The organism is Serratia sp. K1WW1 (assembly GCF_055790865.1).
In genome coordinates, this window is sequence record NZ_CM147697.1 from 4,123,286 (window position 1) to 4,135,526 (window position 12,241).

Genomic DNA, 12,241 nt, shown 5'->3' on the forward strand with positions numbered 1-12,241 from the left:
ATGAGAGAGGGGCTGTCTAGCGGCAGATCAGACTTTGTTACCCACCTGGCTCAAACGCGGCCACACCATCATGGTGGTATCCAGCAGCCGCAGCAAATCTTCACGGCTGGCCCCTTCACGCGCCTGGGCGGACATGCCTTCAATCAGGCAAATAATGTATTTCGCCAACAATGCGGTATCGGTGCGAGCCAGCAATTCCCCTTGCTGCACCTTACGGTCAAAGCAGGCTTTCAGGCTGGTTTCCTGCGCAAAATGCTTGTTGCGCAGCATCTCGGCCAGATCGTTTGAAGAGGAGGACAAAGCGGCGTTGGCACATACCATAAAACAGCCGCTAGGGTTTTCCGGATCGGTAAATACCTCTGCCGAGGTGCGCAGATAGGCTTCGACGATATCGGCGATCGGTAACTCCTGGGCCAGCAGGCGGTTGTAACATTCCACGTAGCGGCTCAGATAGCGCTCAACCGCGGCGCGAAACAGCCCCTCTTTGTTACCAAACTCCGCATACAGCGTAGGCGCTTTAGCCCCGGTCGCCTCCACCAGATCGGCCAACGAGGTGGAATCATAGCCATGGCGCCAGAACAGCTCAAGCGCCTGCTCAACGGCCTGATCGCGATCAAACTGCTTCGGCCTGCCGCGTGATTTCTTCGCGCATGCGTCTTCATTATTGATACTCATAGACCCTCACTTTCCCGGCAGCCCAACTCGGGCGCAATAAATAAATTATCGATCGGTACAAAAAATAGTACGCCGCCGATGATAAGCGAGCAACTTTTAATTAGCGATCGGTAAGCATTGCCGCCAATGGCGCTCCCTGTCGGGCAAAAAACAGCATCCAATCCGGGTTGCGTCTGGCTACAAAGCAGGCGATATCTGTCACCACTTTCAACTAAAACCATTAAATAACAATTAATTATATTAAAATAAAGCCATAAAACGCCTTACCTGGCAGCTTACGGCTTAAGTGGAATAGCACGAATTAATTAACGACCACTAAAAAAACATTTGCAATCGTTCGGGCAGGAGCCTAACATTAAGTTATCGACCGTTAAGTAATTAAACGGGATAACACAAAAACTTTTATTGCTCATCTAGAGATAGGAAACCATTATGAAAAACCTGAAAATGACCCTCGCCGCCATCGCACTAGCTTCTGTCTCTTTCGGTAGCTTCGCCGCAGAGTTGGTCAGCAGCCAACCGGCCGATCTGCAACAATCAGGCGTGATCACCGTGAGTGGCGCTTCTGACCTGTCATCGCTGGAAAATAAACTGGCGGCAAAAGCGGATGCAGCCGGCGCCAAATCCTTCCAGATCATCGCAACAACCGGCAGCAACAAACTGCACGGCACCGCGATTATCTATAACTAATCGTTAAACGGTTTTATGCAAAGAGGCGGCCCTGGTGCCGCCTTTTGCTCGTCAGCCAAACCAGCCCAATAACCCGAACCACAGATAATCCAACGGTACCAACAGCCCAAAGGTTAACAGGGCCAGCAGCAGACACAGTTTCAGTCCTTCGCGCGGAGGAACTTTCCCCATCCCCATTGCCACCACAATCGGTGATGCCTGGTACGGCAGTAGCGGCGTGGCATAGCCAATCACCTGCGTCATCAATACCGTGGTTAGCGGTAAGCCGCTCCCCTCTGACAGAACCTGCGCCAGCGGCGTGAACAACGCGGGTACGCCATTGGCCGTCACCACAAAATTCAACAGCGTCGTAATACCGATCAACATGCCAAAAGCGGTAAATGGCCGATCCTGGGTTTGCGGTATGACGTTCAGCAATGCATTGCCTAACCAATCCCCCAACCCGGAGTGGCTCACCAAAGCCGTCAACCCAAGGATCCCCGCCACATAGAGACAGGTGCGAATGTTGACACCGGCTGCAAACTGCTCCCCCGTCAGGAAACCAATACGCGGCAACAGGCAAACGCAGGCGGCAGCCAACCCCACCCAGGCGGGAGCGATGCCGTGCCAGCTATCGGTGATCCACAATAGCACCGTGACCAGCAACAGCGCGATCAACCGCCACTCCGCCACGCTAAGTGCTCTCTGCTCGGCGGTTTTTTCCACCGGCTGCGGCTTGGCGCGGAACAACCAGCAGATGCATAACGTCAGCAACGCGCCTTTTGCCAACCCCAGGATCGGCGCGTGCAGCAGCAAGTAAGCCAGATAGGTGAAGTGAATGCCATAGGCGCTTTCTGCCGCCCCGCTCATCACCAGATTAGGTACGTTGGCAGGCAAAATACTTGCCGAAAGCTGGAAGGTGCCAAACCCCACCGCCAACGCCAGGCCATAACGGCCACGCGATCCTTCAGACAACCCGGCACGTTCGGCCAACGCCATGATGATCGGCATCAACAGGGTAATACGCCCCATATTCGACGGCATGACAAAGGCCAGCGCATAGCTGATGGCCACCACTCCGCCCACCAACCGCGGCCAGGATCCTGCCAGTAGCGGCAAAATACGATTGGCTAACCGATCGGCCAGCCCCGTAGAGCGAATGGCCGTTCCCAGCACAAAGCCGCTCAATACCAGCCAGAATGCCGATGAGGCAAAGCCGGAAAACACCACGGCCGTCGGCGCTAGCTGTAACACCATCACCGCAGCAAAAAACAGCAGCGCAACCAGATACTCCGGCAAACGCGACGTTGCCCATAAAGCGATCACCACCAAAGTCACCAGCGCGGAAACGCCCATCGGGTAATCCATCATCCCCACTCCCTGTCATCGTTAGTTTTTTGTTATCAACTGGTTATATCTTCACATATCGCAAACGCCCGAACGGTGAAACGGCTCACAGTTCACGGGCGGCGGCCAAATCGGCCATACTCTCCCTGCGCCAAGAGGCTACTCTGGTTGCAGGCTAACGCCACCTATTTTCCCTTTTGCCAAAAGTGGCCCATGCTTAGAGGGGTCGAGCATTTGGCACACGTTTACTGACGAACCGGGGTACTGACTGATGACGAAAAAGACCACGCTGTTACAGTTTTTCCATTGGTACTACCCGGATGGCGGCAAGCTATGGCAGGAGGTCACCGAACGTGCCCCTGCCCTGGCCGAGCTGGGCGTAACCGATCTCTGGCTGCCACCGGCCTATAAAGGGGCTGCGGGTGGCTATTCGGTGGGGTATGACAGCTACGATCTGTTCGATCTGGGGGAGTTTGATCAAAAAGGCACCCGCGCCACCAAATATGGCGACAAAGAGGCGTTGACGCAGGCCGTTAATAGCCTGCGCGAACAGCAAATCCGGGTGATCTATGACGTGGTGTTCAACCACAAGATTGGCGCCGATGAAAAAGAGCAGGTGCACGTCTATAAGGTAGATGAAGATAACCGTAACGATATCGCAGAGGTTGGCATCGACGCGCTGGCCTACACTCGCTTTACCTTCCCTGGACGGCAAGGGGCCTATTCCAAATTTATCTGGGACTACACCTGCTTTAGCGGCGTCGATTACATCGAGCAACCGGATGACAAAGGCATCTTCAAAATTGCCAATGACTACGGCGAAGAGGGGTGGAACGATCAGGTTGACGACGAAAACGGCAACTTTGACTATTTGATGGGCGCCAACGTGGAGTTTCGTAACCAAGCCGTCGTCGAGGAGCTAAAATACTGGGCACGCTGGTTGATGGAAATCCTGCCTTGCGACGGGTTCCGGTTGGATGCCACCAAACATATCCCAGCCTGGTTCTTTAAAGACTGGGCAGATCACGTGCGCGATGCGGCACAGCGCGATCTGTTTATCGTGGCCGAATACTGGTCACACGATCTGGCGGCATTACAACAGTATTTAGCACTGGTCGATGGTAAGGTGATGCTGTTCGACGTGCCGCTACAGCTGAAATTCCATCTGGCGTCAAAACAGGGCGATAGTTACGATATGTCGCAGCTGTTTACCGATACGCTGGTCGCCGTCGATCCTGCCCATGCGGTAACTCTGGTGGCAAACCATGATACTCAGCCGCTGCAATCGCTCGAAGCGCCGGTCGAACCCTGGTTCAAACCGCTGGCCTATGCCCTGATCCTGCTGCGTGAACAAGGCGTTCCTTGCCTGTTTTACCCGGATCTGTACGGTGCCAGCTATAGCGATCAAGGCGATGACGGCCAGGAATACCAGATTGACATGCCGGTGATTGCCGAACTGGAGAAGCTGATCCAGGCGCGTCAACGCTTTGCCAACGGCGAACAGCACGACTATTTTGACGATCCGCACTGCATCGCCTTCAGCCGCAGTGGCACTGCCGAGCAACCAGGTTGCGTGGTGGTGATGACCAACGGGGCCGAAAGCAGTAAAACCGTCGCGCTGGGCGAAAATTTTGCGCATAAATCCTGGCGTGACTTCCTCGGCAACCGCCAGGACGATATCATGACGGATGAGCACGGCAGCGCAGCCTTCCCGGTCAACGGCGGCAGCGTTAGCGTCTGGGTCATGGCCGAAGCAGAATAAGGACCTCCGGGGAGGCAATGTACCACCCCGGCGGCAAAACCCATTTTTGCCTTTTTGGTCTGATTTTTCATTAAGACCATAAGCAAATATTCACAGCGGAGCCTAAATAGGGTACAAGGCTGCATGAAAATTCCAAAACGACTCCAGCCATTGGTAGATGATGGTTTAATCGACGACGTCATCCGCCGTTTGAAAAGTGGCAAAGAAGCCGACGTATTTATCGTGCGTTGCGGTAAAGAGATCCGCTGCGCCAAAGTGTACAAAGAAGCCGATAAACGCAACTTCAAGCAGGCCGTGAACTACCAGGAAGGCCGCAAGGTGCGCAATAGCCGCGACGCTCGCGCCATGAGTAAAGGCTCCAAATTTGGCCGCCAACAGCAGGAAGAGGCCTGGCAGAATACCGAAGTGGACGCGCTATACCTGCTGGCCAAGGCTGGCGTACGTGTGCCACAGCCGGATATCTGCCTGGACGGTGTATTGCTGATGGAGCTGATCACCGATGAAGAAGGGCTGGTAGCCCCACGCCTGAGCGACGTCACGTTAACGCCGGAACAGGCGTTGAACGATCACGCCTTGATGATGAACTATGCCGTGCGCATGCTCTGTGTTGGGCTGGTTCACGGCGATCTGTCAGAGTTCAACGTGCTGATGGATAAAGACGGGCCGGTGATTATCGATCTGCCGCAGGTAGTAGATGCCGCCGCCAACAACCATGCCAAAAGCATGTTTGAACGCGATATCAACAATATGACTCACTACTACGGCCAATATGCGCCGCAGCTGCTGGGCAGCAAGTATGCCAAAGAGATTTGGGCGCTGTACCAGGAAGGCAACCTGACGCCAGAGACGGAGTTGACCGGTAAGTTTGTTGAAACCAGCAAGCGGGCCGATGTTGGCTCGGTGCTGGAAGAGATCCAGGCGGCCAGTGATGAGCACCAGCGGCAACTGATGGCTCGTAACGAAGAAGAAGATTGATATTCAGCATCAAAATGACCCCTCACCCTAACCCTCTCCCACAGGGAGAGGGGACCGATCGAGTTCGCTATCAGTATAGAAATTTACCTAATCACGGCACTAAATCAGCTCTCTGTTGCAGTGAAATAGCTTGTTCGCAGTACCTGACAACAACGCAGAATCAGCTCCCTCTCCCTGTGGGAGAGGGGACCGATCGAGTTCGCTATCAGTCCTAATCACGGCACTAAATCAGCTCTCTGTTGCAGTGAAATAGCTTGTTCGCAGTACCTGACGACAACGCAGAATCAGCTCCCTCTCCCTGTGGGAGAGGGTTGGGGTGAGGGGCCTCAAAGCCAACGCCTTACCCGACGGCAAAACGCCTCGTAGTCTTGCCCAAAGTTGGTACGTAGGAACGCCTCTTCGCGCGGGATCTGCACGCGATCCAGATAGGCAAAAAACAGCCCCCACCATAACCAGACGCCGATACCGCCCAGCAATAGCCCCCAGGCCGCCAACAGCAGGATCTGCCCCAGATACACCGGATTACGGCTGAAACGAAAAACTCCGTTAACCAGCAACGCGCTGACCCGCTGAAATTTTTGTGGATGCAGCGTAGTGCCAGCCCGGTGAAAAGCATAACTGGCACTAAACATAATCATCACAGAAGCTACCGCCAATACGCCTGCGGCCAAGAGAATAAGCAGGCTATCTTGCCAGTCCCTCCCAGTTAGCCAGCGGGTTGCCGCCATCCCCGCAGCACAAACCGCCATCACCACCGGCGGCAAAGCCAGCCGCTGCAACCACGCTACCATTTTCCTATTCCCTCTCGACCACGCAATGCTATTTGCGATATAACAAACTCTCCCTGTAACGACGCCAGAGAAGAGACGATGAGCCAATATGCCCCACAATTCTGGCGCGATGAACGCCTGCCGTTCGTAGAGGCCCGCGCCGTCGAAGATGGCCGCAAGCTCTGTTATGCGCTGCACAGCCACGAGTTCTTCTGTATTGGCACCATCACCGCCGGTACCAGCACCTATGTTAACGGCGACCAACACCTACAGGTTAAAACCGGTGACGTGGTGATCATCAACCCGCAGCAGGCGCACGGCTGCAATCCCATTGGCGACCAACGCTGGGCCTATACCATGTTTTATATTGACCAGCACTGGTTGGCAACGCTTCAACAGGACCCTGGCGCAGGCTTTGTGCCATTCAAGCAGATTATCAGCCAGGATAAGGCGCTGTTTAACGGTCTGAATCAGCTGTATGGGGTACTGATCGATCCGCTCTGTTGCCATCTGGAAAAGCAGATCGCCCTGGTGGATTACTTCAGTAACCTGCCGCAGTTACTCGGCGAATCTCCGGTTCCACAGCAGGATATGACCCCTAAATTGGAAATGGCTGCGGCGTTTATCCGCACTCATTGTACCCAGTCGCTGACGTTAGAGGCGATCTGCCAAGCATCTGCCCTCTCCCCTTCCTACCTGATCCGCGCATTCAAGAAGCGCTACGGCATGACGCCTCATGCCTATCTGGTCAATCAGCGCGTCCAACACGGCCAGCGGCTACTGAAACAGGGCTTCTCCATTGCCGCCGCCGCCAACGAAAGCGGGTTTGCCGATCAGGCGCACTTTCAGCGCACCTTCAAACAGCTGCTGGCAGCTACCCCCGGCCAGTATCAGATCCCCTCTGCCAGCAAGTAACAGGCGCTGAACGCCAGCAGCAGCGCCATCAGGCGGTTGAAGCGCCGCAGATTGTGCGCCCGCTGCAACAGGCTGCTCAGCATCGCCCCAGCGTAGGCCCAACAGGCTATCGACAGGAAGCAAATCACAAAATAGAGCCCGGCAAATTGCCACAACAGATGCATGTCTCCATCGCCAACAAAGGCCCCCATACTGGCAACAGAAGCCAGCCAAGCCTTGGGGTTCAGCCATTGCAGCAAGGCACCATACCAATAAGAAGGCGTTTGTTGTCGATTGCCCTGGCTCAGTTTCCCGTCATCCGCTGCAAGCTGATAGGCCATATAGAGCAGAAAGGCCACGCCACCCCAGAGGATCACGGTAGTCAGCCCCGGCCATAAGGTAAGCACTTCATGCATTCCCAAGCCAACCGACACCAGTAATAACGTGAAACCCAAGGTCGCACCGGTTACATGCCGCAGGCTGGTCGTAAAACCAAACTGCGCTCCACAGCTAAGTGCCACGATGTTTACCGGACCGGGAGTAATAGAGGAGGCCAACGCAAAAGCGGCCATAGAGAGGTAAAGCGTCATAGTCAGCACCTGTAAAGTGGGTTACAGGTGCCAGCGTGCCGGGTTACAGCGGAAGTGTATTGAACAAAATCGCCCTTCTTCTTCGCCTTGGTTCCCTGCTGAGGCGTTCAGATTCTTAAGCGATCCTTTGCCAAGCGATACAGCTCCATATTGGTAATAATACCGAACTTTCTCATCAAGCTACGTTTATGATGACTGAGTGTTTTTATGCTCCGGCCATCAATATATGCCTGCGTAGTTAAACTAACGCCTTTCATCACACAGTCAAAAATCGTCATTTCGCAATGTGTTATAGAGATTTTATCCACTTGTTCATAAATGGAACTGTCTCTCTCTTGCAAAATACCCTTGGTTATCATGCTTTCGCTTTTCGATAAGCAGAAAATCAGTTCAACTAGTTCATCGATCGGATCTTTGATGGTAGCAATTCCGTTGGCCAGCCCATTACCGGTCAGTTTAAAGTAAACACTTGAATGACAGGATAAAATCACGATAATTTTCGCATCGGGATTCTTACAACGAAAAGCCTGCAGCAAACAGAAAGATTCAAAGTAGTCATCACGAATATCAACGATCACCAGTGTATTTTTAATGTTACATTTCCTACATCCTTTTAATGAATGGTATACAATAATCCCACCACCCCCTTCGATATTATTTTGAAATAAACATTTCATGCCTAGTGATAAGTATTGGCAACGACTGAAGATCATCAGGCTTTTCATTTCCTTTCCTCTCGGATTAACAATAACATCACTGGTTACCTAATCAATGAATCTGATTTCAATTTAAAATAAAGCTCGGTGATAGTTCTAACATGAAATTTACTATAAATATTAGACCTATGCGTCCCCACTGTTTTGCTGCTAATAAATAACTCCTCAGCAATTTCCTTATTTTTCATACCAGATAAAATCCTTTTCAAAATGTCATTTTCCCTCTTCGTCAACGCGAAGAAACGCATATTTCCTATGTGACTGATAACATTATGAATCTCGCCAAATTGGCTACCCATTTTAGTCAGGATTTTTTCTATGGTACGTGTAATAGTTTCAATATCAGATTTTTTCTTCAATACCACATCAGAGAAAAGTGACAAAATTTGATAATTATCACTCTCATCTTCATCTTTACATAGTGTTACAATAACACTACCTTGGTTGTTGCCTTTTAGCTTATTAATAAAGTCAATACGTTCTGAGTAAAATATTTCATCCATATCTAAAATAACCATGGATTTCTCTTTTTGTATCACTTCATCAGTCACACTGGAGATACTCTTGCAAAGAGTAAGATTGACCTCTTTGCCAAGATAATTACTTGAGGAAACTAAATCATCAACAAGCTTATTAAATGCATAGCGAATGAGTTCACAATCACTGAATATGATAATATTTATCATCATCTTTCCATTTTCCGTAAAACTGTGCATCCTGGCTAACGAAGAAATTTCATTGCAGTATATCCTTCATTTTCGACACTATCTCTTAATTAGTAAAAATAGTCAGTAAGAATTAATTTATTAAAAATAAGTAAAATCCCATAAATAAAACTACTATTAGTCGGGATATTTGATGACATCATTAAACGTCAAAGTGCCTCCAACGGAAAACAAGATAATAAAATATGTATCTAACCTTTACTTAGATATTAAAACATCAACTATAACGACTGATAATCCTCACCCATGCAAACATCCTAAAATCCTTCTTCTCAGTGCCATCCGTTACAGCCTTAGGATGTAAGTAATAATTTCATAAAGTTACCAGTTTTGATGCTATACTTTTTTTTCGTCAACCGCGTGCGAGCAGATCTCGCAGCAATAACAAAGTAAGGTCTATGGTGATCAATACAAACAGTGATAAAAATCCTGGATTAGACTTGAACCTGTTAACCATCCTGAATGCGGTGATAGAAATGGGTAGTGCCACGCTCGCAGCAGAACGGCTTGGGCTTAGCAGTTCATCAATCAGTTACGCGCTCAACAAACTCAGGCAACATTTTTCCGATCCTATCGTCATCCGCACCAATAGTGGTGTAAAGCCTACCTTACTGGCGATGAACCTCTACAACAACACTCAGCCATTACTTGATGAACTCAACATGACGTTGAAAACGATCGATGTTGTAGAAAGTGCCAACCCGCAGCACAACTCAAGAACTATCCGTATCAGAACCAATTCAGTTTTTGATTTTTGGCTTTCCCATCATTTGATTAATCATAAAAAATATCAAAATAACCTTAACTTTGAATTCTATTCCCTACCTAACAATGCAGAACAATGCCTAGAACTTTTAAGAAATAAACAGATCGATATGGATATTGGGTTTCATCTAGGCAATGACCGAGCTATCATCAAAAAACCTTTACCCGCGATCAAATTAGTCGTGTTGTTTAGGAAAGGGCATCCCAGGATTCATAAAGATGTCACTATAGAACAATTAGCGCAGGAAAAAAAAATTGGCTGGATTAGTCGTAATGGTAGAAACATGGCAGAAAACCCTTTACTTTCCTGGTTTACGGAAAAAAATATCCGTAGAGCCTACCTGAGTGAATCACTGATTAACGCCGTTTTACACACAGCCCACTCTGATGCCATCACTATTGTCCCTGAGTTTGTTGCGCCTCTATTTTGTGATTTATTTTCTATGCAATTCCTATATTGTGATGTTTTCGAAAATGACAAATACACCGTCTACTGCCACATCCATAAAAAAAATAAAGATGACCCCATACTCAATGATATCATCAATATTATGACCAATAGATAGACAGCGATGCGGCGATTAATCACCGCATCTCGATAAACCTGAATTCACTTCCGTTTTTTTAATGACTTACTTTTAGGCTCAGCATTAGCCGCCGGTTGACTAAAGTAGGGCACATCAACGTAATATGCTTTACCTAACATTTTGCCTTTGCCAAACCAGCTAACGCCTTTAACATCCAATTCAAACGCCCCTTGTGAGAAAGACATTACGTAGCCCTTGTCATCCATCACACGGTAATCAGTGTTTGACAGGCTGAGTATGGTAATATTTCCTTTCTTGCCAGCATAGAGTTGTTTAACACGATCCAGGTAGAACGGGGCTAATTCGGTAAACATGTCGAATATCTGGTTTTTATACGTAGCGTAGCTCACCTTCCCCTTATCAGCCAAAGCGTTGGCCATCAACGAATAAAACTCGGCATTGGCTTCAGCAACAGACATCCGAGTACGCATGATCTGATTGAGTTTGTCTTGATCAACCTCTTGCTTAACACTAATCTTCTTTTCTTTATTGGTGACATTGACCTCTTTGAACAAGTCTTTATTATCCCCTGGCAAGATCACCGAAGTAGCAATATAGCTGGCACACGCGGCTTTCTGTTTCTGGGTTTCACCATTAACCAGCAACGACAAGGCGTTACCGCTTGCAGGAATTTGGCTGACGTCGACACCGTTTCTTTGCAGGAAGGTCTCTACCTCAGCCTGACTTTTCTCATTTCTAGCCAGATCGCACACCAACTTCATCATCAGATCATTACGCTCATTATTGACCGATGGCGTCATTTCCAGCAGCGTTTCGCTGATTAATGATGACGTAGGATAAGAAACAACATAATCCCTGCTCGCTGCCTGAGCACTAAAACCCCAAACGCTGGCTAGTAATAATACGACAGACCTGGCTAAAAATTTCGATTTCATCTTTCTGTCCTGAATAGCTTATTTGCTGGTGAACTCAATCACGATCCGACGGTTGGGAGCCAAACATTCGACCACCTGCGCCGATTTTTTACCTGGGCAAGCGACTAACGGCTGAGAGGATCCCGCGCCATCTACCTGAATAATCTGGCGGCTGATGCCGTTTGATACCAACAGATCGCGCACAGACTCGGCACGCTTCAAAGAGAGCCGCTGATTGTAAGCTGCACTACCCAGACGATCGGTATGCCCGATAATAATGATGCTGTTTTCATTCAGGTTGGTTTGCTTGATTTTGTTAGCAAATCCCGTTAGTTCATTAACCCCTGCCGCCGACAATACCGCGCTGTTAAAACCAAACAGCATGTTGGCATTGAAGGTCACCGGTGAGGATGGAGCCTTATGCTTAACTACAGGTGGAGCCGCCTTCAACTTATCCAGGCAGTTTTCTGGTTGGAAGAAGAATGACTGAGCAATAAGCTCCTTATCGAACACCACTTTGTACTGACAAACCAAGTCATTACCGCTAGCCATTCTGAACTTCAGGATGTAATCCCACTCTTTCACACCGAACACGCCCTCAGAGAAGTGAGGCGTGCCGATCAACTGATAGAGTTGGTTTTTGGTCATGCCCGGCTTGATCATATTGAGGTTATCCAGATTCACGTAGCTGCCCTCTTTACGGGTTGCCTTGTCCAGCTGTGGGAATACCGGGCTTGCGGTATGCCCGGCATCGTCTACCTGGCTGATACTTCTAGTACATGCTGACATGGAGAGCACAATGGCAATTGCCAGAACAACACGAGTACTTTTTGCACGAGAAAACATAAGTCCGCCTAGTTTAGGAGTTTTTACTGTTGCTCTGGTGGCGTT

General features: G+C 49.5%; 13 protein-coding genes. 5 read left to right on the forward strand and 8 right to left on the reverse strand.

Annotated elements, in window-relative coordinates; translation table 11 throughout:
* Window positions 1-27: 27 nt before the first annotated feature.
* Window positions 28-675 carry a TetR/AcrR family transcriptional regulator gene (locus tag ACX9GU_RS18625; protein ID WP_179249677.1) on the reverse strand — a complete coding sequence of 216 codons (648 nt, stop codon included), beginning with the start codon at window positions 673-675 and terminating at the stop codon, window positions 28-30.
* 432 nt (window positions 676-1,107) lie between these two features.
* Between ACX9GU_RS18625 and bhsA the strand changes: the two genes are divergently transcribed.
* On the forward strand, window positions 1,108-1,365 hold the full coding sequence (gene bhsA / locus ACX9GU_RS18630) for a multiple stress resistance protein BhsA (protein WP_021805178.1): 258 nt from the start codon (window positions 1,108-1,110) through the stop codon (window positions 1,363-1,365).
* 51 nt (window positions 1,366-1,416) lie between these two features.
* On the opposite strand, the gene ACX9GU_RS18635 is transcribed toward bhsA, so the two are convergent.
* Window positions 1,417-2,715, reverse strand: coding sequence for an SLC13 family permease (locus ACX9GU_RS18635; RefSeq protein WP_473192512.1), 1,299 nt, complete (start codon window positions 2,713-2,715; stop codon window positions 1,417-1,419).
* Between the two features lie 247 nt (window positions 2,716-2,962).
* Between ACX9GU_RS18635 and amyA the strand changes: the two genes are divergently transcribed.
* On the forward strand, window positions 2,963-4,453 hold the full coding sequence (amyA, locus tag ACX9GU_RS18640; RefSeq protein ID WP_473192513.1) for an alpha-amylase: 1,491 nt from the start codon (window positions 2,963-2,965) through the stop codon (window positions 4,451-4,453).
* A gap of 123 nt (window positions 4,454-4,576) precedes the next feature.
* Window positions 4,577-5,428 (forward strand): PA4780 family RIO1-like protein kinase, encoded by an 852-nt coding sequence (locus tag ACX9GU_RS18645; RefSeq protein ID WP_473192514.1) that lies wholly within the window; start codon window positions 4,577-4,579, stop codon window positions 5,426-5,428.
* Between the two features lie 326 nt (window positions 5,429-5,754).
* Here ACX9GU_RS18645 and ACX9GU_RS18650 read toward each other — a convergent pair whose 3' ends face one another.
* A complete protein-coding gene (locus ACX9GU_RS18650) occupies window positions 5,755-6,219 on the reverse strand; it encodes a methyltransferase family protein (RefSeq protein ID WP_473192515.1) in 465 nt (154 codons plus the stop codon).
* Between the two features lie 78 nt (window positions 6,220-6,297).
* Here ACX9GU_RS18650 and ACX9GU_RS18655 point away from each other — a divergent pair, with 78 nt between their 5' ends.
* Window positions 6,298-7,113: an AraC family ligand binding domain-containing protein gene (locus ACX9GU_RS18655; protein WP_473192516.1), complete on the forward strand. Its 816-nt coding sequence runs from the start codon at window positions 6,298-6,300 to the stop codon at window positions 7,111-7,113.
* Here ACX9GU_RS18655 and ACX9GU_RS18660 read toward each other — a convergent pair.
* The 3 genes from ACX9GU_RS18660 to ACX9GU_RS18670 form a co-directional block, all read right to left on the reverse strand.
* Entirely contained in the window at window positions 7,089-7,682 is a 594-nt protein-coding gene (locus ACX9GU_RS18660; RefSeq protein WP_473192517.1) for a LysE family translocator, read from the reverse strand. The genes ACX9GU_RS18655 and ACX9GU_RS18660 overlap by 25 nt on opposite strands.
* A gap of 107 nt (window positions 7,683-7,789) precedes the next feature.
* Complete coding sequence (locus ACX9GU_RS18665) at window positions 7,790-8,407, reverse strand: hypothetical protein (protein WP_473192518.1); 618 nt, start codon at window positions 8,405-8,407, stop codon at window positions 7,790-7,792.
* A gap of 35 nt (window positions 8,408-8,442) precedes the next feature.
* Window positions 8,443-9,087 carry a response regulator transcription factor gene (locus tag ACX9GU_RS18670; RefSeq protein ID WP_473192519.1) on the reverse strand — a complete coding sequence of 215 codons (645 nt, stop codon included), beginning with the start codon at window positions 9,085-9,087 and terminating at the stop codon, window positions 8,443-8,445.
* Window positions 9,088-9,521: 434 nt separating this feature from the next.
* On the opposite strand from ACX9GU_RS18670, the gene ACX9GU_RS18675 reads away from it, so the two are divergent.
* Window positions 9,522-10,454, forward strand: coding sequence for a LysR family transcriptional regulator (locus ACX9GU_RS18675; RefSeq protein WP_473192520.1), 933 nt, complete (start codon window positions 9,522-9,524; stop codon window positions 10,452-10,454).
* Window positions 10,455-10,498: 44 nt separating this feature from the next.
* Here the strand turns inward: ACX9GU_RS18675 and ACX9GU_RS18680 are convergent, their stop codons facing one another.
* Both ACX9GU_RS18680 and ACX9GU_RS18685 read right to left on the reverse strand, forming a co-directional pair.
* The gene (locus ACX9GU_RS18680; protein ID WP_473192521.1) at window positions 10,499-11,371 is read right to left on the reverse strand and encodes a hypothetical protein; all 873 of its coding nucleotides are present in this window, start codon (window positions 11,369-11,371) and stop codon (window positions 10,499-10,501) included.
* Between the two features lie 18 nt (window positions 11,372-11,389).
* Window positions 11,390-12,139 (reverse strand): OmpA family protein, encoded by a 750-nt coding sequence (locus ACX9GU_RS18685; protein WP_473192522.1) that lies wholly within the window; start codon window positions 12,137-12,139, stop codon window positions 11,390-11,392.
* Window positions 12,140-12,241 lie beyond the last annotated feature (102 nt).